Source organism: Variovorax sp. Soil_C_17, assembly GCF_057657265.1.
The window spans coordinates 23,909-45,876 of the sequence record NZ_JBDGIT010000015.1; the positions used below are offsets into that span (position 1 = coordinate 23,909).

A 21,968-nucleotide genomic window follows, 5' to 3' on the forward strand; every position below is an offset into this window, starting at 1 on the left:
CGACGTACCAGACGCACCGGTTCGGCGCCCTGGCTTCGCTTAGCAAAAAACCCGCCAGCATGTATCGACGGCGGGTTTGTGGCCGGGATTGTAGTCACGCCGCATCGCCATTTCGGTGCGCCGCGACCGGGGTTTTCCCGCTGGTGCGGGGTATTCGGTTTGCAGCCGTATCAGCGGTGATACACCGTGTATCAGCGATCCGCGTCTTCGTTGCGCTTGCGCAGTTCCCGCAGCTTCTCCGCGATGCGGATTTCCAGGCCGCGTTCCACCGGCCGATAGAAGGGTTGCTGCGGCTCGACGCCGTCAGGCAGGTAGCGCTCGCCGGCCGCGAAGCCGCCCTCTTCGTCATGCGCGTAGCGGTAGCCCTTGCCGTAGTCGAGCTGCTTCATGAGACGTGTCGGCGCGTTGCGCAGGTGCATTGGCACCGGGCGCGTACCGTCCTGCTGGACGAAGGCGCGCACCTCGTTGTAGGCCTGGTAGACCGCGTTCGACTTGGGCGCGATCGCGAGGTAGACCACGCATTCGGCCAGCGCCAGTTCGCCCTCTGGCGTGCCCAGGCGCTCGTAGACTTCGGCCGCGTCGAGGGCCAGGCGCAGCGCGCGCGGGTCGGCCAGGCCGATGTCCTCGCTGGCCATGCGCACCAGGCGGCGCGCCATGTAGCGCGGGTCGGCGCCGCCGTCCAGCATGCGCACCAACCAGTAAAGCGCGGCATCGGGATCGCTGCCGCGCACCGACTTGTGCAGCGCCGAAATGGTGTCGTAGAACTGCTCGCCACCCTTGTCGTAGCGACGCATGCGCTCGCCGAGCACGCGCAGAAGCCACTCGTCGCCGATGTCGCCGCGCTTCTCGGCGGCGGCCGCGACGGAAAGGGTCTCGAGCGTATTGAGCAATCGGCGCGCATCGCCGTCGGCGTAGGCCACGAGACGCTCCACCGCCTTGGCCTCGACGGCGGGCACGGCCTGGATGTCCTGGGCGCGCTTGACGATCTGGCGCAGGTCGTCCTCGGTCAGCGACTTCAGCACGTACACGGCGGCGCGCGAGAGCAGCGCCGAGTTCACTTCGAAGGAGGGGTTTTCCGTGGTGGCGCCGATGAAGGTGAACAGGCCCGACTCCACATGCGGCAGGAAGGCGTCCTGCTGGCTCTTGTTGAAGCGATGCACCTCGTCGACGAAAACGATGGTGCGGCGCTGCTCCAGCCCGTCGCGCGCGGCGGTCGCGCGCTCGACCGCTTCTCGGATGTCCTTCACGCCGCCGAGCACGGCGCTGATGCTGAGGAATTGGGCGTCGAAGGCATCGGCCATCAGGCGCGCAATGGTGGTCTTGCCGGTGCCGGGCGGGCCCCAGAGGATGCAGGAATGCGGCTGGCCCGATTCGAAGGCGATGCGCAGCGGCATGCCCGGACCCAACAGATGCTGCTGGCCGATGACCTCGCCCAAGGTCTTGGGGCGCAGCCGCTCGGCCAGGGGTTGATGGGAGGTAGGGGCCATGGAAGGCGTAGTGTCGCGCATGTGTCGCGCGCGCCGCCTCGCGGAGGGCGCCGGGTCGTCGGGCAGCGGCAAACCGCGCCGCGGCGCGGCGCTACTGGCGGATCACGTCCGCGCCGGCCGGCGCCTTGAACTGGAAGGTGCTCGCAGGCAGGGTTGGGTTGACTTCGACCTTGCTGAACTTGAGCACCGAGCGCTGACCGAAGCTGTCGAGGATCTCGAGCGAGGCCAAGGCCTCGCCCTGGAAGCCGATCTGCACGTTCTGCAATTGCCCGTCCTTGCTCTTCGGACTGGCCTTGACCCATTGCAGCCCCTCGCGTTCGGGCGCGCCCTCGAGCGTGAAATCGGCTTGCAGCGCGCGCAGGTCGGCCGCGGAGGCGATCAGCGCGGCGGGCGTCGAGCCCAGGGCCTGCGATTGCTTGCGCTGTGTGACCTGGTTCAGGTCGGCGTCGTAGAGCCAGAGCGTTTCGCCGTCGGCCACGATGCTTTGGGCGAAGGGCTTCTTGTATTCGAACCTGAACTTGCCCGGGCGCTGGAATTCGAAGGTGCCGCTCGACACCTTGGCGCGCGAGGGCTGCCCCTCCCTGGCCGGGGCGGTGACGGTCTGGGTGAATTCCGCGCGGCCCGACTTCGTGTTCTTCACGAAGGCCTCGAGGCTTTCCATGCCGCCGGCCCAGGCGCCGCTCGCGAGGGTCACGAGGCCGAGGGCCGCAAACATTTTCTTCAACAGCATCATCCCTTGTGTTCCGTCATTCGGTGCGCGCAGGCACCAGGATCTCGCGCTGGCCGCTGCCGCTCATCGCGCTGACCAGACCCGCCTGTTCCATGTCCTCGACCAGCCGCGCGGCGCGGTTGTAGCCGATCTTCAGGTGGCGCTGCACCAGCGAGATGCTGGCCTTGCGGTTCTTGAGCACGACTTCGACCGCCTGGTCGTACATCGGGTCCTTCTCGCCGCCTTCGCCGCCGCCTTCACCCAGTAGATCGCCTTCACCGTCGACGGTTCCGCCTTCGAGCACCCCTTCGATGTAGTCCGGCTCCCCTTGTGACTTGAGGTAAGCGACGACACGGTGCACTTCCTCGTCGCTCACGAAGGCGCCGTGCACGCGCACCGGCAGGCCGGTGCCGCTCGCCATATAGAGCATGTCGCCCATGCCCAGCAGCGCCTCGGCGCCCATCTGGTCGAGGATGGTGCGCGAGTCGATCTTGCTCGACACCTGGAAGGCGATGCGGGTGGGAATGTTGGCCTTGATCAGGCCGGTGATCACGTCCACGCTCGGCCGTTGCGTGGCGAGTATCAGGTGAATGCCGGCGGCGCGGGCCTTCTGCGCCAGCCGGGCGATCAGCTCCTCGATCTTCTTGCCCACCACCATCATCAGGTCGGCCAGCTCGTCGATGACCACCACGATGTGCGGCTCGCGCTTGAGCGGCTCGGGGTCGTCCGGCGTCAGGCTGAAGGGGTTGTAGATGAACTCCTCGCGCGCCTTCGCCTCGTCGATCTTGGTGTTGTAGCCCGCCAGGTTGCGCACGCCCAGCTTGCTCATCAGCTTGTAGCGGCGCTCCATCTCGGCGACGCACCAGTTGAGACCGTGGGCGGCTTGGCGCATGTCGGTGACCACCGGCGCGAGCAGGTGCGGGATGCCCTCGTAGACCGACATTTCGAGCATCTTCGGGTCGATCATCAAGAGCCGCACATCGCGGGCCTCGGCCTTGTAGAGCAGACTCAGGATCATCGCGTTGATCCCCACCGACTTGCCCGAGCCGGTGGTACCGGCCACCAGCACGTGCGGCATCTTCGCGAGATCGGCGACCACCGGGTTGCCGACGATGTCCTTGCCCAGGCCCATGGTGAGCATGGACTTGCCCTCGTTGTAGATCTGCGAGCCCAGGATCTCGCTGAGCTTGATCGACTGCCGCTTGGCGTTCGGCAGCTCGAGCGCCATGTAGTTCTTGCCGGGAATGGTCTCGACGACGCGGATGGAAACCAGCGACAGCGAGCGCGCCAGGTCCTTGGCGAGGTTGACGATCTGCGAGCCCTTGACGCCGGTGGCCGGCTCGATCTCGTAGCGCGTGATCACCGGGCCGGGCGAGGCCAGCACCACGCGGACCTCCACGCCGAAGTCCTTGAGCTTTTTCTCGATCAGGCGCGAGGTCATCTCGAGCGTGTCGGCCGAAACGGTTTCCTGGCGCCCTTGCGCGGCATCGAGCAAATCCACCTGCGGCAATTTGCTGTCGGGCAGCTCGCGGAACAGCGGCTTCTGGCGCTCCTTCGCGACGCGGTCGCTCTTGGGCACCTCGGCCAGTGCGGGCTCGATCTGCACCGGCGGTGCCGGCGGCCGGCGCTTGGGACGCGGCACGATGCGCAATTCCTCATCGGGCGAATCGGGGTCGCCGCCCTGCTCCACCGAGGCCAGCTCCTCACGCTCGCGCATGGCCTTCTTGCCCATCGCGATGTCCTCGGCGATCTCGCGCTTCTCGCGGCGCGACTCGAACAGCGAATAGAGGCGCGCGCCGATGCGCTCTGCGATCTGGCTCCAGGAGAAGCGGAACACCAAGGCCGAGCCGATCACGCCGGCGGCGATCGCGATGAGCGCCGAGCCGGTAAAGCCCACCCATTTGACGCTCGCAGGCCCCACCAGGTAGCCGAGCACGCCGCCGCCATGGCCAGGCAGGTGCGCTTCGAGTCGATAGAGGCGCGACCACTCGAGCACCACACTGGCGCACAGCAGCAGCACCAGGCCGAACCAGAAGGCCAGGCGGCTGCGGTTGAAGCGGCCGCGCGGCGGCTGCTCGGCGGCGGTCGATTCGCCGCCGCGCATCCAGCCGGCCAGCGACGACAGCCACACGCGCAGACCGGCCGCGAGGCACCACCAGACGGAGTAGCCCGCGAGAAAATAGCTGGCATCGGCCAGCCAGGCGCCGACGCGGCCGCCCCAGTTCTTGATCTCGCCACCGGTTCCCGAAGTGGACCAGGCAGCGTCCGAGGGCGTGAAGCTCAGCATGGCGAGCAGCCAGAACAGCAACGCGACGAAGCCGGCGATCAGCGTGATCTCGTGCGCGAAGCGCATCGCGCGGGCCCGCACGGGCTGCGCGTCGCCCGACGCGGAGGATTGAAGGGTATTGAGCGAATAGGTCATGGAAGGCACGGTCGCCTGCCCGCGTGAGCGGGCGAGCAACGCACGGAAACTACAACGAACACCATCGCGGCCGCGTTGTCATCGGGCCGGCAATGCGAAGGCCGGCTGCGAGGCCGCCGGCCTGAAGGTCAGGCGAGCGATGAGAGCCGTTCCTTGACGATCATCGAACCATCGGTCTGCGTCTGGACGAAGCCACGCTCCTCGAGGTCCTTCATGACGCGGCTGACCATCTCGCGCGACGCGCCGACCATCTTTGCCAGGTCCTGCCGGGATATCTTGTCGCGCACCTTGAGGTTGCCGGCGCCGTCGTCCACCGCGAACTCGAGCAGCGAGCGCGCCACGCGGCCGTAGACGTCCATCAGCGCCAGCGATTCGATCTTGCGGTCGGCGTGGCGCAGTCGCGCAACCAGGCCGCGCATGATGTTGTACGACATCGAGGAGTTCTCGGGCAGGCAGCGCGCGAAGGCCTCGCGGCCGAGCATCAGCACGTCGGTCTGGACCTCGGTGCGCACGGTGGCCGAGTGCGGCTCGTCGTCGATCATGCTCATCTCGCCGATGTAGTCGCCGGGATGCAGCGTCGCCAGGATGACCTCGCGGCCACGGCTGTCGGTGCTCATCACGCGGGCGCGGCCGGTCAGGATGATGTAGAGCGCATCCGACTTCTTGCCCTGCTCGACGACCACCTCGGCGCGCTTGAAACGCTTCTTGACGATCGCATCGGCGATGCTCGCCGACTGGGCCGGCGTGAGCGCGGCGAACAGCGGCACGCGGCGGAGCAATTCAAGATTGGACAGCATCGACATTCATCAATCCCCGGATCTATCGCGCGATTAAAAAGCCCATGCATTAATACAATCGCACGCATTGAAAACACCCCACGCCCGGTCTTGAACCGAACGGTGATACTCCATATCTACCCTTGAAAATGTACACGCTGATGCAGCGTCAAACCTAGGTTTTCTACTCATGTCGTCCTCTCCACGCCACGCCAAGGTACTCATTCTGGGCTCCGGCCCTGCCGGATATACCGCTGCGGTCTATGCGGCCCGCGCCAATTTGCAGCCCATGCTCATCACCGGCATCGCTCAGGGCGGCCAGCTGATGACGACCACCGACGTCGACAACTGGCCGGCCGACGTGCACGGCGTCCAGGGCCCCGATCTGATGCAGCGCTTCCTGGAGCACGCGGAGCGCTTCAAGACCGAGATCGTGTTCGATCACATCAACAAGGTGGACTTGAGCAAGCGCCCGTTCACGCTGACAGGCGACAGCGGCACCTACACCTGCGACTCGCTGGTGATCGCCACCGGCGCCTCGGCCAAGTACCTGGGGCTGGAATCCGAGCAGCACTTCATGGGCCGCGGCGTGTCCGGCTGCGCGACCTGCGACGGCTTCTTCTACCGGGAGCAGGAAGTCTGCGTGATCGGCGGCGGCAACACCGCGGTCGAGGAGGCACTTTATCTTTCGAACATCGCGAGCAAGGTCACGCTGGTGCATCGCCGCGACAAGTTCCGCGCCGAGCCGATCCTCATCGACAAGCTCCACGAGAAGGTCAAGGAGGGCAAGATCGAGCTCAAGCTGCACAGCACGCTCGACCAGGTGCTGGGTGACGATTCAGGCGTGACCGGCGTCCGCCTGAAGAACACCCAGACCGGGGCGACTGAGCAAGTTGACCTCAAGGGCTGCTTCATCGCGATCGGACACCATCCGAACACCGACATCTTCCAGGGCCAGGTGGAGATGAAGGACGGCTACATCCTCACCCGTTCGGGACTCCAGGGCTTCGCGACCATGACCAGCATTCCGGGCGTTTTCGCGGCCGGCGACGTCCAGGACCATGTGTACCGTCAAGCCATCACCAGCGCCGGCACCGGCTGCATGGCGGCTCTCGACGCCCAGCGCTTCCTGGAGCAGGACGGCACGCTTTGAGCTGTTCGCGGGGGGTTGGGGCTATAATCCAAGGCTTTGCCGAATTCGGCGCCCTCTTCACAAGGGGCAGAGTCTGGTCGGCAAGCCGGGGTACCGCCACCCGTTTCTGGCGAGGTCAAGCTGCAACCCACCCCCGCAATCCTTGCGCCGGGTGCCAGCTGTTCAAGAAAGAGTTCCACATGGCACGCGTATGCGAAGTCACGGGCAAGGGCCCGATGGTCGGAAACAACGTTTCCCACGCCAACAACAAAACCAAGCGCCGGTTCCTGCCGAACCTGCAATACCGCCGTTTCTTTGTCGAGAGCGAAAACCGCTGGGTTCGCTTGCGCGTTTCGGGCGCAGCGCTGCGCCTGATCGACAAGAAGGGCATCGATGCCGTGCTCGCCGACCTGCGTGCGCGCGGCCAAGCCTAAGGAGCTGAATCATGGCAACGAGCAAAGGCGGACGCGAGAAGATCAAGCTGGAATCCACCGCGGGTACCGGCCATTTCTACACCACCAGCAAGAACAAGAAGACGATGCCTGAAAAGATGTCGATCATGAAGTTCGACCCGAAGGCACGCAAGCACGTCGAATACAAGGAAATCAAGCTGAAGTAATTCGGCCGATTTCCGGATGAAAACCCGCTGTGATCCAGCGGGTTTTTTATTGCCCTCTATTCGTCCAACACAAAAAAGCCGGCTCGAAGGCCGGCTTTTTTGCAGGGGCCCAAGAGCCCCGACGGATCGGTCAGGCGCGCGCGGCGCGCAGGCGCGTGGAGAAGTCGCGCAGTCCCGCGATCCCACTGGCTTCCGCGCGACGGCACCAGGCGGCCAGATCGGCGGCCAACTGCTCGCGGGACTGCGAGGTGTTGAGCCAGAGCTGACGCAGTTCCTCGCGCATCGTCACCATCTTGTCGAGCACCGGGTGCGCCGCACGGGCCTGCACCAGGTTCGAACGGGCGGTGGCAGGCACCTTGTCGTCGTCGCGATGCAGCCAGCGCTTGGCGGCCTTCAGCACCGACAGGTCAGCGCCTTTGGCCTTGAGCTGCGCCAGTTCCTGCTTGGTGGCCCGGCGCATCTCGCGAGCGTAGCCGGCCATCACTTCGTAGCGGTTGGCAATGACGGCTTCCAGCGTCCGCTGGTCGGCCACCGGCTGGATGTCGCCCAACTGCATCTTCGGCGGCAGCTTCTTGACCTTGGCCCAGCCGATCTTCTGCATCAGGCTGATGTAAATCCAGCCGATGTCGAACTCGTACTTCTTGACCGAGAACTTGGCCGAGGTGGGGTAGGTGTGATGGTTGTTGTGCAGTTCCTCGCCGCCAATGATCAGGCCCCAGGGCATGATGTTGCGGCTGGCGTCGGGCGCCTCGAAGTTGCGATAGCCCCAGTAGTGGCCAATGCCGTTGATGACGCCGGCCGCAGTGATCGGGATCCACAGCATCTGGACCGCCCAGACCGCCATGCCGAGCGCACCGAAGAGCGCCAGGTTGAGCACCAGCATGAGGCCCACGCCCTGCCAGCTGTAGCGCGAATAGAGGTTGCGCTCGAGCCAGTCGTCCGGCGTGCCGTGGCCGTAACGCGCCATCGTCTCCTTGTTCTTGGACTCGGCGCGGTAGAGCTCGGCGCCGCGCCAGAGCACCTCGTCGATGCCCTTGACCTGCGGGCTATGCGGGTCTTCCTCGGTCTCGCACTTGGCGTGGTGCTTGCGATGGATTGCCACCCACTCCTTGGTGACCATGCCGGTGCCGATCCAGAGCCAGAAGCGGAAGAAATGGGAAGGGATCGGGCCCAGATCCATGGCCCGGTGCGTCTGGGTGCGGTGCAGGAAGATCGTGACCGCAGCGATCGTGATGTGCGTGGTAGCCAGCGTGTACAGCACGATCTGCCACCACGTGAGATCCCACAGGCCGTTCCCGAGCCAGTCGATGGTCGCGCTCAGGATGGCAGAGTCAGGAAGCAACATTGAATTCGGTACTCCATGGCCGCACGAAGGTGCAGCCTTCAGGTAACCATCGATTTTAAAGGGCGGCTCCTCAAAAATGGGGCTAAATCCTTGATCTGTAACAAGTAATCGCCCTTCTTTGAGGGTTTCGCCCTATTTCTTCTGCCAAACCGCGGCAAAGAAGCCGTCGGTGGAGTGACGGTGCGGCCAAAGCCGCAGATACCGTGCGCCGGCGTCCCCGCCTGCACAGAGGCTTTCGGGACTCGCGACCTTCAGGGCGCCCAGCAGCGGCGCGACCTCGAGGACCTCGAAATCGGGATGGGCAGTCCCAAAGGCCTCGGCAATGGCCTCGTTCTCCTCCGGCAGCACGCTGCAGGTGGCATAGATCAAGCGCCCTCCCGGCTTCACCAGGCGCGCGGCGCTCTGCAGGATCGCAGCCTGCTTGGCGGTCAGTTCCTCGATGGTCTTGGGCGATTGCCTCCACTTGAGATCCGGATTGCGGCGCAGCGTGCCCAGGCCCGAGCAGGGCGCGTCCACCAGCACACGGTCGATCTTGCCCGCCAGGCGCTTGATGCGCTCGTCTCGCTCGTGAGCGATGGCCGCCGGATGCACGTTCGACAGCTTGCTTCTTGCCAACCGCGGCTTGAGGGCATCGAGCCGGTGCGCCGAGGTGTCGAAGGCGTAGAGGCGCCCTGTATTGCGCATGGTTGCGCCGATTGCAAGCGTCTTGCCGCCGGCGCCGGCGCAGAAATCGACCACCATCTCGCCGCGCTTGGCGTCGAGCAGCAGGGCCAGCAGCTGCGAGCCTTCGTCCTGCACTTCGACCGCGCCCCGGGCGAAGGCATCGAGCTTGGCAAGCGCCGGCTTGCCCTCGACGCGCAGGCCCCAGGGAGAGAAAGGCGTGGCGGCGGCCGGGATGCCGGCCAGGCCCAGCTCCTTTTGCACGTCCGGGCGCTTGTCGGTCAGCGCGTTGACCCGCAGGTCCAGCGGTGCAGGCTGCTGCAGGCTTTGCACCAGCGGCCAGAATCCCTCGCCCAGCTGCGCCTTCAGCGGCGCCACCAGCCATTCCGGCAGGTTGTGGCGATGGCGTTCCAGCAGGTCTTCGGGCTTGACCGCATCGCACTGGTCGAGCCAGCGCTTCTCCACATCGCTGAGCGCGCTCTTGAGGAAATCGCGCGGACCGTGAAAGCCGAGGATGGCCATGCGCCGCTCCTTCGGCCCGCTGCCCGATGGCGACATGTGGTCGAACAGCAGCTTCTTGCGCAGCACGGTGTAGACCGTCTCCGCCAGCGTGGCGCGCTCGCGCGGCCCCAGTTCGCGGTGCTCGCGGAAATAACGGGAGACGACCTGGTCGGCCGGGTGATCGAATTTGAGGGCCAGGCCGACCAGTTCGGCGCAGGCCTCGAGAAGGGCTCGGGGATGCATGCCCCGATTGTCTCAGCCGGCCGTGCGAACCCAGATCGGCGCAAAGGCCTGCTGCTCGATTTCTGCCAGCGTCGGCGAATGCCCCGCCCACAGCACCAGGGCAGCACCCGGCAGGCTCAGCGTCTGCTCGAGCTCACGGCACAGGTTCCAACGCGCCTCATCGGACAGCCCCGGCAGCTCGAGGAACACGACGTAGGCGCGGCGCCACGGAAACTCGCGCAGGTTCTTGCGTACCAGCCAGGCCCGGGCGGCGGGCTTGCAGCGCACCAGATCCGCCCGCAACTCGCCCAGCTCGAAGTCGTTCAGGTCGTGGTGCGCGATCTGGCTGAAGAAGGGCGTGCTCGTGATCTCCTCCCAGGCGCGCTGCTCGGCCTCTTCCGCGGTCTTCATCCGCTCGCGCCAGCGCTTGAGGGCGGCCTCGTCGTGCGGCCCGGCATCGGGGTCCTCGAGCAGCGCGACCGCATTCCGGGCCGCCCACCAGCGGCTGGCGGTGCTGGATTCGTGCAGCCGGTCCAGCACCGCAAGGCGGGCGGGGCGGTCCTTCGCCGGCAGCGTTTGCGCCAGGCCCCGCAGCGCACCGGCGTGGTCAGGGGTGAGCTGCAAGGCACGCTCGTAGCGGCCGCGCACATCGGCTCTTGCATCCAGGCGGCGCTCGCAGTCGGCCCATTCGACCATTTCGTCCGCGCTGTTGCGCCCTGCGCCGCCGGCCAGGGCCGTGACCCGTTGCCGCACTCGCTGGAGGTAGGCATGGTGCTGCTTCCAGTCGCTGGCGTGAGTGCGGCGCCATTCCGCATCGAAATGACCGACCCAGCGCGCCCGGTCGGCCAGCAGGCCGAGTGCCGACTTGGCCGACCAGGCCGGCAGCACCGCCTTTTCGTCCAGCGCCTCGAGCCGGTCGCGCAGCACCGGATGGGTATCGTCGACATCGCTCACGCGCCGCAACGCACCGCGCAAGGCGTCGCGCGCCAGCTCAGGCGCGACGGGTGCGATCAGCTGCACCTCCATCGCCGCGAAGGGCCCGGCCGGCAGCGCCTCCGTGGCCGCGCGCGCCCAATGCGCAGGCCAGAACTCGTTCGCGTACCAGTTGCTCTTGACGGCGATCTCGGCCAGCGCGGCGGCTGCCACGCCCGGCCCGAGCAGGCGGGCCGAGATGCGGTCGGCTTCGTACTCGTCCTGGCGCGCCAGCGCGAAGGTCTTGGCGGCGAAGCGCGGGAAGTACCAGCGGAAGAAGGCCTGCGAGGCCAGCGCCACGACGCCGCTGTCGTTCTGCAGGTTGGCGTCGAGCTTGAGCCAGGACAGGCGCGTGCGGTAAACCCAGGCGCTCAGCTTGCCGTGGTTTCCGCGCAGATGTCCGTACTCGTGGGCCAGCACCGACAGCAGCCGCCGCCGGTCCAGCGCCATCAGCAGCGGCAGCCCCACGCTCAGGTAGTTGACGGCGCCACCGAAGAGGCCGAAGCGCGGCAGTTGGCGGATGCTGGCGTTGAACTCGCCGTCGAGGTAGACATGGTGAACAGGCGGTCCGTCGATCTTCCGGCGGATGCGGTCCAGTCCTTCGAAGAGCTCAGGCGCATCTTCGGGCGCCAGCCGCACGCCCTGCGGCTCGTCGAGCCGAACCCACAGCGCCCGCAACGTGGCCCACAGCAGGCCGAGTGCGAACAGCAGCAGCCAGCCCCTGGTGAAATTGAAACGCCCGTGCCCCAGCGAGAGCAGCACCCAGGCGATGATGCCGACCGCGAGTGCCATGCAGGCGATCACCCACAGGTAGCCCAGGGCGGCGAACACCGCGACTCCGCGGCGATAGCCTTGGCTGTCGTCAGCGCTGGCATGCTCGCTCAAGCGCACGAGGTGAACAAAATCGGCGCGGTCCATTCCCACTCCTTAAGCGTTTGAAGCCCATGAGCACCCCGACCGACGACGACCTGCCGCCCCTGATCGAGACCCCGCCCGGCCGTTACCGCCACTACAAGGGCGGCGAATACCAAGTGCTGGGCACCGTGCGCCACAGCGAGACGCTGGAGCCGATGACGCTCTATCGCGCGCTCTACGGCGCCCAGGGCCTTTGGGTGAGGCCCGCTGCGATGTTCGGCGAGTCGGTAGAAATCGACGGCCGGCCCCAGCCGCGCTTCGCACGGATCGGACAGAGGTGAAGGCGCGTCGCAACGCGGACTTTCTTCAGCTGCAGCGCACGGCCGTCACAAGGCTGCGGACAGCGGCGACCTGGCTGAGTCGAAAACGACAATTCACGAAGGTGCTCTCCAGGGGAAAGCCAGATTGTGTCAGTTTGTTTCTGACAGCCAAGTTGCAATAGCCTGCGGGTAAACCCTGTGTTCTTGCGTCAGCACCCGCGCGGCGAGGGTTGCGGGCGTGTCATCCGAGAGGATCGGAACGGCCGCCTGCGCCAAGATGGGCCCGTGGTCGAGATCGACGGTCACCTGGTGCACGGTCAGCCCGGCCACCTTGCAGCCCGCTTCGATGGCACGGCGGTGCGTGTGCAGCCCCGGAAAGGCCGGCAGCAGCGAAGGATGGATATTGAGCAGGCGGCCTTCGTACCGGGCCACGAAGCCCGGCGTCAAGATGCGCATGAAGCCGGCCAGTACCACCAGTGCCGGCGCGTGCGCATCGATCGCATCGGCCAGCGCTGCGTCGAAGGCCTCGCGGCTGGTGTAGTCCTGGTGCGCGACCACGGCGGTCGCGATGCCTTGTGCCTTCGCCAGCGCCAGTCCGCCCGCATCCGCCTTGTTGCTGATCACCGCGGCCACCCGTGCATCGAAGCGCTGGGCCCAGCGCTCACGCGTGGCGGCGCGCACGATGGCCGCCATGTTGGAGCCGCCGCCTGAGATCAGGATCACGATGTTTTTCATGGGAGGCGGGATTATCTGTGCTCGTTTCCACCCCCTGCTTTTGTCGCCGCGCTGACAGCGCAAACAAGCACGACCGTGCTAAAACCGATCGGTTCGACAGACCGACGCGCCGCCTTCGCGGCGCCCGACCAACACAGCGAGGCAACGCATGGATTTGAGCTTCACGCCCGAGGAACAGAAGTTCCGCGAAGAGATTCGCGCCTGGGTCAAGGACAACCTCCCCCAAGACATCTCCCACAAGGTGCACAACGCCCTGGAGCTCACGCGCGACGATATGCAGCGCTGGGCCAGAATCCTCGGCAAGAAGGGCTGGCTGGGCTACGGCTGGCCGGTGGAGTTCGGCGGCCCGGGCTGGACCGCGGTGCAGAAGCACCTCTTCGAGGAAGAAACCGCGCTGGCCGGCGCGCCGCGCATCGTGCCCTTCGGGCCTGTGATGGTGGCGCCGGTCATCCAGGCTTTCGGCAATGCCGAGCAGCACAAGCGCTTTTTGCCCGGCATCGCCAGCGGCGAGGTGTGGTGGAGCCAGGGCTACAGCGAACCCGGTTCGGGCTCGGACCTGGCCTCGGTCAAGACCCGCGCCGAGCGCAAGGGTGACAAGTACATCGTGAACGGCCAGAAGACCTGGACCACCCTGGGCCAGTACGGCGAGTGGATCTTCTGCCTGGTGCGCACCAGCAACGAAGGCAAGCCGCAGACCGGCATCAGCTTCCTGCTGATCGACATGAAGTCGCCCGGCGTCACCGTGCGGCCGATCAAGCTGATGGACGGCGGCCACGAGGTCAACGAAGTGTTCTTCGACAACGTCGAGGTCCCGGCCGAGAACCTGATCGGCGAGGAGAACAAGGGCTGGACCTATGCCAAGCACCTGCTCTCCCACGAACGCACCAACATCGCCGACGTCAACCGCGCCAAGCGTGAGCTGGAGCGCCTGAAGCGCATCGCCAAGCGTGAAGATGTCTGGGAAGACACGCGCTTCCGGGACGAGATCGCCAAGCTCGAGGTCGATGTGGTCGCGCTCGAGATGCTGGTTCTGCGCGTGCTCTCCGCCGCCACCTCCGGAAAGAATTCGCTGGACATCGCGGGCCTGCTCAAGATCAAGGGCAGCGAGATCCAGCAGCGCTATTCCGAGCTCATGATGCTGGCGGCCGGCCCCTTCGCGCTCCCGCTGATCCGCGAGGCCATGGCCGCGGGCTGGCAAGGCGACTTCCCCGGCGGCCACCCCGAGCTGGCGCCGCTGTCGACCACCTACTTCAACATGCGCAAGACCACCATCTACGGCGGCAGCAACGAAGTGCAGCGCAACATCGTCGCTCAGACCGTCCTCGGTTGAGCGCCACACAGCAGCAAGGAACGAGACGATGGACTTCAATTTCAGCGACGACCAGCAGCAGCTTCGCGACGCCGTCGCCAAGTGGGTGGAAAAGGGCTACGGCTTCGAGCGTCGCCGCGGCATCGAGGCCGCGGGCGGTTTCTCGCGCGAGGCCTGGGACGAACTGGCGGAGCTTGGCCTGGGCGGCCTCTACATCCCCGAGGACGAGGGCGGGCTGGGAATGGGCCCGGTCGAAGGCATGGTGGTGATGGAAGAGCTCGGCCGCGGCATCGTGCTGGAGCCGCTGGCGCAATCCTTCATTGCCGGCGCCGTGCTCGCGGGGCATGCCGACGAGGACACCCGCGACGGCTGGCTGCCGCGCATCGCAGGCGGCCAGGCGCTGGTGGTACTGGCGCACCAGGAGCGCAAGGCGCGGTACCGGCTCGACGTCTGCGAGGCCAATGCGACGAAGGACGGCGACACCTATCGCCTGAGCGGCACCAAGAGCCTGGTGCCGGCCGGCGACGAAGCCGATGCCTTCATCGTGCCCGCTCAGCTGGACGGCAAGATCGCCCTCTTCCTCGTCCCGCGCTCCGAAGACGGCGTGGCCGTGCGCGGCTACGGCACCCAGGATGGCAGCCGCGCGGCCGAAGTCGTCTTCGACAAGGCCGCCGCAACGCTGGTGGCGCAGGACGGGCTGCCGGCACTCGAGCATGCGGCCGACATCGGCATCGCCGCCACCTGCGCCGAGGGTGTGGGCGTGATGGACAAGACCCTCGCGCTCACCGTCGAATACATGAACACGCGCAAGCAGTTCGGCACGGTCATCGCCAATTTCCAGGCGCTGCGCCACCGCGTGGCCGACATGAAGATGCAGCTCGAACTGGCCCGCTCGATGAGCTACTACGCGACCCTCAAGCTCAATGCTCCGGCCGCCGAGCGCCGCCAGGCGATGGCGCGCGCCAAGTACCAGCTGGGCGTGTCCATGCGCTTCATCGGCCAGCAGTCGGTGCAGCTGCACGGCGGCATAGGGGTGACCGACGAGTACGTCGGCAGCCACTACTTCCGAAAGCTGACCCAGCTGGAAATGGTGTTCGGCGACACCTTGCACCACCTCGGCGAGGTATCGTCACGCATGCAGGACAGCGCCGGCGTCTTTGCATGACAGGCAGAGCTGCCATCTTCTTCCGATAGCACGCCGCGCCCGCCAGACCTGTGCTGGCGGGCGCTTTCTTTATTGCGCCGGAGCTTCCATGCACACTCGCCGACACCTGATCGCCTTCAGCCTCGCCACGACCATGCTCGCCGCCTGCAGCTCCGTGCCCACCATGACCGATCGTCCGCCGATCGTCTTCATGCACGGCAACGGCGATTCGGCGGCGCTGTGGCAGACCACGCTGTGGCGCTTCGAGTCGAACGGCTGGCCGCGCGACCGGCTGTTCGCGCCCGACCAGCCCTTTCCGCTCGCACGCGACGACGACGGCGTGGCGCAGCCCGGGCGCAGCTCGACCGCCGAGTCGATGGCCTTCCTCAAGGCCGAGGTCGAGCGGGTGCTGAAGGCCACCGGCGCGCCCCGGGTGGTGCTGATCGGCAACTCGCGCGGCGGCAACACCATCCGCAATTACGTGCAGAACGGCGGCGGCGACCAGGTCGTGAGCCATGTGGTGCTGGGCGGCAATCCGGCGCACGGCATCTGGGCCGTGAAAGGCCTGCGCGAAGGCAGCGAGTTTTCAGGCCTGAGCCGCTTCATCCAGCAGCTCAATACGCCGAAGAACGCGGCTGGCGACGAGGTGACGCCGGGCGTGAAGTGGCTCACCATCCGGTCGGACAACAACGACAAGTACGCGCAGCCCGACGGCGTGTGGATCGGGGCCAAGGGCACGGCCACGAACATCGGCTTCGACGGACCGGCGCTCAAGGGGGCGACCAACATCGCGCTGCCGCGGGCGGACCACCGCGAGACCTCCTTCTCGCCGGCCGCTTTCGACGCAACCTGGCGCTTCCTGACTGGAGAGGCGCCGCGCACATTGCAGCCGGTGGCGGAATCGACCGTCACGCTCTCCGGCCGGGTCACGGGCCTCGGGCTCGATCCGCTCAATCCCGCCAGCGGCGCGTTCGTCAACAACCTGCCCCTGGTCGGTGCGCGGCTGGCCGTCTACGCCGTCGATGCGGCGACCGGCGCCCGCCGGGGCCAAGCCGCCTGGGACCAGAGCATCGGTGCGGACGGCCGCTGGGGCCCTTTCGCGGGGCAAGCGACGACCCCTTATGAATTCGTGCTGAGCGCACCGGGCTACGCCACCACGCACATCTACCGCAGCCCCTTCCCGCGCTCCAGCGCCGTGGTGCAGTTGCGCCCGGAACGCTTCGCCGAAGCCGACCGCGACGCCAAGGCCCTGGTCATCTTCACGCGCCCGCGCGGCTACTTCGACGCCCAGCGCGACACCATGCGCTTCAACGGTCAGAGCGCGTTGCCCGGCGTTCCGCCGCAGGGCGCCGGGGTCTCGAGCTCGAAGATCCGGCTGGCGAGCGATGCGCCGGAAAGCGTGACGGCGGAATTCAACGGCGAGCGCGTGGCCGGCCGCACCTGGCCGGCCGAGAAGGGCGAAATCAGCGTGCTCGAGCTGAGCTACTGAAACAGCCGCGCGCTAGCCGTGCAGCCGCGAGTTGTGCGGCAGGTGCGCCATCAGGAACTCCATCTGGTCCGCCAGGATGCGGCGGTTGCGCAGAATGAAGTCTTCCCACAGCGAGGGCACGTAGGGCGCGTAGAGCAAGGGCATGTTCGCCTGCTCGGGCGTGCGGCTGCTCTTGCGGTGGTTGCACGGCTTGCACGCCGTGACCACGTTCATCCAGCTGTCGATGCCGTTCTGCGCGAAGGGGATGATGTGCTCGCGCGTCAGGTCTTCCTCGTGGAAATGGCCGCCGCAGTAAGCGCAGATATTGCGGTCGCGCGCGAAGAGCTTGCTGTTGGTCAGGCCGGGGCGCATCGCGAAGGGATTGATGCGCGGCACGCCCTTGGTGCCGATGATGCTGTTGATCGCGATCTGCGACTGCTGGCCCGTGACCGCGTTGTGCCCGCCGCGGAACACCGCGACCTGCGCGCCGACTTCCCAGCGCACCTCGTCCGCCGCATAGTGGATCACCGCTTGTTCCAGCGAGATCCACGACTGGGGCAGCCCCTGGGCCGACAGCTTCAAGACCTTCACACACGCCTCCTCACAAAAGGGAAGAACCACGGAAAGACCAGGACATCGCGCACATCGAACAGCTTGCGGGCGACGCACTGCGTCACAATATACCGGCTTTGTGACAAAAAGCCCCGAGTGGGCCCATTCGACGGGCGCGAAGCGCTATCAAAAAGATACCAACGATGCAGGTTTTCCGGGGGTTCAGGCATCCGGGCGTGGCTCCGGCCTGCGCCCTGACCATCGGCAATTTCGACGGCGTGCACCGCGGCCATCAGGCCATGCTGGGGCTGCTCAATACCGAGGCGCGCCTGCGCGGCCTGCCCAGCTGCGTACTGACCTTCGAGCCGCACCCGCGCGACTACTTCGCCCAGCTCAGCAAGCGGCCCGAACTGGCGCCCGCGCGCATCGGCACTCTGCGCGACAAGCTCAGCGCGCTGGCTGCCAGCGGTGTGGGCCAGACCATCGTGCTTCCCTTCGACAAGCGGCTGGCCGCCCAGACGCCGGAGGAATTCATCCAGCATGTGCTCCTCGACGGCCTGGGCGTGCGCTACGTGCTGGTGGGCGACGACTTCCGCTTCGGCGCCAAGCGCGCCGGCGACTATGCGATGCTCGACGCAGCCGGCGAAGCCAACGGCTTCGACGTGGCCCGCATGAACAGCTACGAGGTGCATGGCCTGCGCGTGTCCAGCTCGGCCGTTCGCGAGGCCTTGGCCGAGGGCCGGATGACCGACGTGCAGGCCCTGCTCGGCCGGCCCTACGCGATCTCCGGCCACGTGGTGCACGGCCGCAAGCTCGGCCGCGCGCTGGGCGCCTCGGCACCGGGACGCAACGACGGCTTTCGCACGCTCAACCTGCGCTTCAAGCACTGGAAACCGGCCGCAAGCGGCATCTTCGCGGTGCTGGTGCACGGACTTGACGATCACCCGCTGCACGGCGTGGCCAACCTGGGCGTGCGGCCCTCGCTCGATGCCAACGACGTGAACGCCGGCCGGGTGCTGCTCGAGACCCATTGCCTCGATTGGCCCGCCCACCTCGGCGAGGAGGGGGCCTACGGTAAACTCGTCCGCGTGGAACTGCTGCACAAACTGCACGACGAATTGCGCTACACCAGCCTCGAGGCCCTGACGGCGGGCATCGCGAAGGATGGCCGCGATGCACGTGCGTTCTTCGCTTCCGCCCACGCCGAGACCCGTCGCCAGACCACGCGCGATCGAATTTAACCGGGCCCGATCGCGCTGCCGCCCTTCTGCAAGCTCAGGGCGGACGGCTTTCTCCTTCGCACCGACACCTGCATCCAGGTTCGGGCCGAGCCTGTCGAAGCCCCTCTGTTTCGAACTTCATCATGTCTGCTGACGCCGCCTCCACCACCACCGACTACCGCGCCACCCTCAACCTGCCCGACACCCCGTTCCCGATGCGCGGCGACCTGCCCAAGCGCGAGCCGGGCTGGGTCCGGGAATGGAACGACGAAGGGCGCTACCACCGGCTGCGCGATGCGCGCCGGGGTGCGCCCAAGTTCATCCTGCACGACGGCCCGCCCTATGCCAACGGCCAGATCCACATGGGCCATGCGGTCAACAAGATCCTGAAGGACATGATCACCAAGGCGCGCCAGCTCGAGGGCTACGACGCGCTCTACGTGCCGGGCTGGGATTGCCACGGCCTGCCGATCGAGAACGCCATCGAGAAGAAATTCGGCCGCAACCTGAGCCGCGACGAGATGCAGGCCAAGAGCCGCGCCTACGCCGCGGAGCAGATCGCGCAGCAGATGACCGACTTCCAGCGCCTGGGCGTGCTGGGCGAATGGGACCATCCGTACAAGACGATGAACTTCGCCAACGAGGCGGGCGAGCTGCGCGCCTTCAAGCGCGTGATCGAGCGCGGCTTCGTCTACCGCGGGCTCAAGCCGGTGTACTGGTGCTTCGACTGCGGCTCCTCGCTGGCGGAGTTCGAAATCGAGTATGCGGACAAGAAGTCCAACACGGTCGATGTCGCATTCAAGGCGCATGCGCCCGACCGCGTGCTGGAGGCCTTCGGCCTGCCTGGAGAGACAGGGAGCGAAGGCAAGGACATCTTCGTCGTGATCTGGACCACCACCGCGTGGACCATCCCCGCCAACCAGGCCCTCAACCTCAACCCCGAGCTGGACTACGCGCTGGTCGACACCGACCGCGGCCTGCTGATCCTGGCCGCCTCGCTGGTCGAGATGTGCATGAACCGCTACGCACTCGACGCCAAGGTGCTCGCGACCGTCAAGGGCGAGAAGCTGGGCGGCCTCGAATTCGAGCATCCGCTGTACGACGCCGATGCCGGCTACCGCCGCCTGTCGCCGGTGTACCTGGCCGACTACGCCACCGCCGACGACGGCACCGGCATCGTCCACTCCTCGCCCGCCTATGGCGTGGACGACTTCAACTCGTGCATCGCGCACGGTGTCGCCTACGACGACATCCTGAATCCGGTGCAGGGCAACGGCGCCTACGCGCCCGACTTCCCGCTCTTCGGCGGCCAGCACATCTGGAAGGCGGTGCCGCACATCATCCAGGCCTTGCGCGATGCCGGCCGGCTGCTGGCCACCGACACCATCACCCACAGTTACCCGCACTGCTGGCGCCACAAGACGCCGGTGATCTACCGCGCCGCGGCCCAGTGGTTCGTGCGCATGGACGAGGGCGAGGGCGTGTTCACCAAGGACAAGGCCCCGAAGACCCTGCGCCAGCTGGCGCTGGCTGCCATCGACGACACCGGCTTCTACCCCGAGAACGGCAGGGCGCGCCTGCACGACATGATCGCCAACCGGCCCGACTGGTGCATCAGCCGCCAGCGCAGCTGGGGCGTGCCCATCCCCTTCTTCCTGCACAAGGACACGGGCGAGCTGCATCCGCGCACCATGGAGATCCTCGACCAGGCGGCCGACATCGTCGAGAAAGGCGGCATCGAGGCCTGGAGCCGCGCGACCACCGAAGAGATGCTGGGCGCCGACGACGCGCCGCACTACACCAAGAGCACCGACATCCTCGAGGTCTGGTTCGACTCGGGCTCCACCTTCTCGCACGTGCTGCGCGGCACGCACGCGAACGGGCACCACGAAACCGGCCCCGAGGCCGATCTCTACCTCGAAGGCCACGACCAGCACCGCGGCTGGTTCCACTCCTCGCTGCTGATCGCCTGCGCGCTGTACGGACGCGCGCCCTACAAGGGCCTCCTGACCCACGGCTTCACGGTCGACAGCCAGGGCCGCAAGATGAGCAAGTCGCTCGGCAACGGCATCGAGCCGCAGGAGGTCAACAAGAAGCTGGGCGCCGAGATCATCCGCCTCTGGGTCGCGGCCAGCGACTACTCCGGCGACATCGCCGGCGACGACAAGATCCTCGCCCGCGTGGTGGACGCCTACCGCCGCATCCGCAACACGCTGCGCTTCCTGCTCGCCAACACCAGCGACTTCGACATCGCCAAGGACGCGGTCCCGCTGGCCGAATTGCTCGAGATCGACCGCTACGCCTTGAGCCGCGCCGCCCAGTTCCAGGCCGAGGTGCTGGCGCACTACAAGGTCTACGAGTTCCACCCGGTGGTGGCCAAGCTGCAGGTCTACTGCTCGGAGGACCTGGGCGCCTTCTACCTCGACATCCTGAAGGACCGCCTCTACACCACCGCGCCCGGATCGCGCGCGCGGCGCAGCGCGCAGACGGCGCTGTGGCACATCACGCAGGCGATGCTGCGCTGGATGGCGCCCTTCCTCAGCTTCACGGCCGAAGAGGCCTGGAAGTTCTGCGGCAACGGCGAATCGATCTTCACCCAGGTGTACTGCGACCTGGGGCAGCCCGACGAAGCGCTTCTGGCCAAGTGGTCGCGCATCCGCGAGGTGCGCGATGCGGTCAACAAGGAGATCGAGAACGTGCGCGCGGCCGGCCAGGTCGGCTCCTCGCTGCAAGCCAACGTGAAGCTCGCCGTGCCGGCCGAAGACCATGCCCTGCTGGCTTCTCTGGGCGAAGACTTGAAGTTCGTCCTCATCACCTCGGTGGTCGACTTGGACCAGAGCGGGGCCCTGGCGGTGCAGGTCACGCCCAGCACCGCCACCAAGTGCGAGCGCTGCTGGCACTGGCGCGACGACGTGGGCCACGACCCGGCGCATCCGAGCTTGTGCAGCCGCTGCACCAGCAACCTGTTCGGTGCCGGCGAAGCCAGGAGTGCCGCCTGATGGCCGCGACCCGCTCGCTCGCCTCGCCGCGCACCGGCATCTGGCCCTGGCTCGCCCTGGCCCTGGTCATCCTGATCCTCGACCAGTTCACCAAGACGCTCATCCTGGGCTACTACAAGCTGGGCGATGCCACCTACATCACCAGCTTCTTCAACATCGTGCGCGCCCACAACACCGGCGCCGCCTTCTCCTTCCTCGCGGATGCGGCGGGCTGGCAGCGCTGGTTCTTCACCGCCATCGGGGTGGCGGCGGCGCTGTTCATCATCTGGATGCTCCGGTCGCACGCCGGCCAGAAGCTCTTCTCCTTCGCCATGGCCGCCATCCTGGGCGGAGCGATCGGCAACGTGGTCGATCGCATGATGCACGGCTACGTGGTCGACTTCCTCGACTTCCACCTGGCAGGCCGCCACTTCCCGGCCTTCAACGTGGCAGACAGCGCCATCACCATCGGCGCCATCTGCCTCATCCTCGACGAGCTGCGGCGCGTGCGCCGCGGCAAGTAAGGCGCCGGCCCCGGCGGC

19 protein-coding genes are annotated in these 21,968 nt (G+C 66.7%); 10 read left to right on the forward strand and 9 right to left on the reverse strand.

What is annotated here, in order from left to right; all coding sequences use genetic code 11:
- Window positions 1-191 precede the first annotated feature (191 nt).
- The 4 genes from AC3A6Y_RS32290 to AC3A6Y_RS32305 form a co-directional block, all read right to left on the reverse strand.
- A complete protein-coding gene (locus tag AC3A6Y_RS32290) occupies window positions 192-1,487 on the reverse strand; it encodes a replication-associated recombination protein A (RefSeq protein ID WP_487872303.1) in 1,296 nt (431 codons plus the stop codon).
- A 91-nt stretch (window positions 1,488-1,578) separates the two neighbouring features.
- On the reverse strand, window positions 1,579-2,217 hold the full coding sequence (lolA, locus tag AC3A6Y_RS32295; protein ID WP_487872304.1) for an outer membrane lipoprotein periplasmic chaperone LolA: 639 nt from the start codon (window positions 2,215-2,217) through the stop codon (window positions 1,579-1,581).
- Between the two features lie 16 nt (window positions 2,218-2,233).
- Entirely contained in the window at window positions 2,234-4,618 is a 2,385-nt protein-coding gene (locus AC3A6Y_RS32300) for a DNA translocase FtsK (RefSeq protein WP_487872305.1), read from the reverse strand.
- A gap of 128 nt (window positions 4,619-4,746) precedes the next feature.
- Window positions 4,747-5,421, reverse strand: coding sequence for a Crp/Fnr family transcriptional regulator (locus AC3A6Y_RS32305; RefSeq protein WP_487872306.1), 675 nt, complete (start codon window positions 5,419-5,421; stop codon window positions 4,747-4,749).
- A 163-nt stretch (window positions 5,422-5,584) separates the two neighbouring features.
- Between AC3A6Y_RS32305 and trxB the strand changes: the two genes are divergently transcribed.
- From trxB to rpmG, 3 genes are all read left to right on the forward strand, one after another.
- Entirely contained in the window at window positions 5,585-6,547 is a 963-nt protein-coding gene (gene trxB, locus AC3A6Y_RS32310) for a thioredoxin-disulfide reductase (protein WP_487872307.1), read from the forward strand.
- 179 nt (window positions 6,548-6,726) lie between these two features.
- Window positions 6,727-6,960, forward strand: coding sequence for a 50S ribosomal protein L28 (gene rpmB / locus AC3A6Y_RS32315; RefSeq protein ID WP_086925294.1), 234 nt, complete (start codon window positions 6,727-6,729; stop codon window positions 6,958-6,960).
- An 11-nt stretch (window positions 6,961-6,971) separates the two neighbouring features.
- Window positions 6,972-7,145 (forward strand): 50S ribosomal protein L33, encoded by a 174-nt coding sequence (rpmG, locus tag AC3A6Y_RS32320; protein WP_007830291.1) that lies wholly within the window; start codon window positions 6,972-6,974, stop codon window positions 7,143-7,145.
- Between the two features lie 130 nt (window positions 7,146-7,275).
- On the opposite strand, the gene AC3A6Y_RS32325 is transcribed toward rpmG, so the two are convergent.
- The 3 genes from AC3A6Y_RS32325 to AC3A6Y_RS32335 form a co-directional block, all read right to left on the reverse strand.
- Entirely contained in the window at window positions 7,276-8,490 is a 1,215-nt protein-coding gene (locus AC3A6Y_RS32325; RefSeq protein ID WP_487872308.1) for a DesA family fatty acid desaturase, read from the reverse strand.
- Window positions 8,491-8,622: 132 nt separating this feature from the next.
- On the reverse strand, window positions 8,623-9,894 hold the full coding sequence (locus tag AC3A6Y_RS32330; RefSeq protein WP_487872309.1) for an RsmB/NOP family class I SAM-dependent RNA methyltransferase: 1,272 nt from the start codon (window positions 9,892-9,894) through the stop codon (window positions 8,623-8,625).
- Between the two features lie 12 nt (window positions 9,895-9,906).
- The gene (locus AC3A6Y_RS32335; RefSeq protein ID WP_487872310.1) at window positions 9,907-11,763 is read right to left on the reverse strand and encodes a M48 family metallopeptidase; all 1,857 of its coding nucleotides are present in this window, start codon (window positions 11,761-11,763) and stop codon (window positions 9,907-9,909) included.
- Between the two features lie 26 nt (window positions 11,764-11,789).
- Between AC3A6Y_RS32335 and AC3A6Y_RS32340 the strand changes: the two genes are divergently transcribed.
- Window positions 11,790-12,041 (forward strand): DUF1653 domain-containing protein, encoded by a 252-nt coding sequence (locus AC3A6Y_RS32340; RefSeq protein ID WP_487872311.1) that lies wholly within the window; start codon window positions 11,790-11,792, stop codon window positions 12,039-12,041.
- Window positions 12,042-12,170: 129 nt separating this feature from the next.
- On the opposite strand, the gene purN is transcribed toward AC3A6Y_RS32340, so the two are convergent.
- Complete coding sequence (gene purN, locus AC3A6Y_RS32345; protein WP_487872312.1) at window positions 12,171-12,755, reverse strand: phosphoribosylglycinamide formyltransferase; 585 nt, start codon at window positions 12,753-12,755, stop codon at window positions 12,171-12,173.
- A gap of 148 nt (window positions 12,756-12,903) precedes the next feature.
- Here purN and AC3A6Y_RS32350 point away from each other — a divergent pair, with 148 nt between their 5' ends.
- The 3 genes from AC3A6Y_RS32350 (at window position 12,904) to AC3A6Y_RS32360 (ending at window position 16,697) form a co-directional block, all read left to right on the forward strand.
- The gene (locus tag AC3A6Y_RS32350; RefSeq protein ID WP_487872313.1) at window positions 12,904-14,085 is read left to right on the forward strand and encodes an acyl-CoA dehydrogenase family protein; all 1,182 of its coding nucleotides are present in this window, start codon (window positions 12,904-12,906) and stop codon (window positions 14,083-14,085) included.
- A 28-nt stretch (window positions 14,086-14,113) separates the two neighbouring features.
- Entirely contained in the window at window positions 14,114-15,229 is a 1,116-nt protein-coding gene (locus AC3A6Y_RS32355; protein ID WP_487872314.1) for an acyl-CoA dehydrogenase family protein, read from the forward strand.
- Window positions 15,230-15,317: 88 nt separating this feature from the next.
- Entirely contained in the window at window positions 15,318-16,697 is a 1,380-nt protein-coding gene (locus AC3A6Y_RS32360; RefSeq protein ID WP_487872315.1) for an alpha/beta fold hydrolase, read from the forward strand.
- Window positions 16,698-16,709: 12 nt separating this feature from the next.
- On the opposite strand, the gene AC3A6Y_RS32365 is transcribed toward AC3A6Y_RS32360, so the two are convergent.
- Complete coding sequence (locus tag AC3A6Y_RS32365; RefSeq protein WP_068681453.1) at window positions 16,710-17,267, reverse strand: HNH endonuclease; 558 nt, start codon at window positions 17,265-17,267, stop codon at window positions 16,710-16,712.
- Window positions 17,268-17,431: 164 nt separating this feature from the next.
- On the opposite strand from AC3A6Y_RS32365, the gene AC3A6Y_RS32370 reads away from it, so the two are divergent.
- The 3 genes from AC3A6Y_RS32370 (at window position 17,432) to lspA (ending at window position 21,950) form a co-directional block, all read left to right on the forward strand.
- Window positions 17,432-18,469, forward strand: a complete 1,038-nt coding sequence (locus AC3A6Y_RS32370; protein ID WP_487872316.1) for a bifunctional riboflavin kinase/FAD synthetase — start codon at window positions 17,432-17,434, stop codon at window positions 18,467-18,469.
- A 122-nt stretch (window positions 18,470-18,591) separates the two neighbouring features.
- Window positions 18,592-21,447, forward strand: coding sequence for an isoleucine--tRNA ligase (gene ileS / locus AC3A6Y_RS32375; RefSeq protein WP_487872317.1), 2,856 nt, complete (start codon window positions 18,592-18,594; stop codon window positions 21,445-21,447).
- Complete coding sequence (gene lspA, locus AC3A6Y_RS32380; RefSeq protein WP_487872318.1) at window positions 21,447-21,950, forward strand: signal peptidase II; 504 nt, start codon at window positions 21,447-21,449, stop codon at window positions 21,948-21,950. Before ileS ends, lspA begins: the two co-directional genes overlap by 1 nt.
- Window positions 21,951-21,968: the final 18 nt, after the last annotated feature.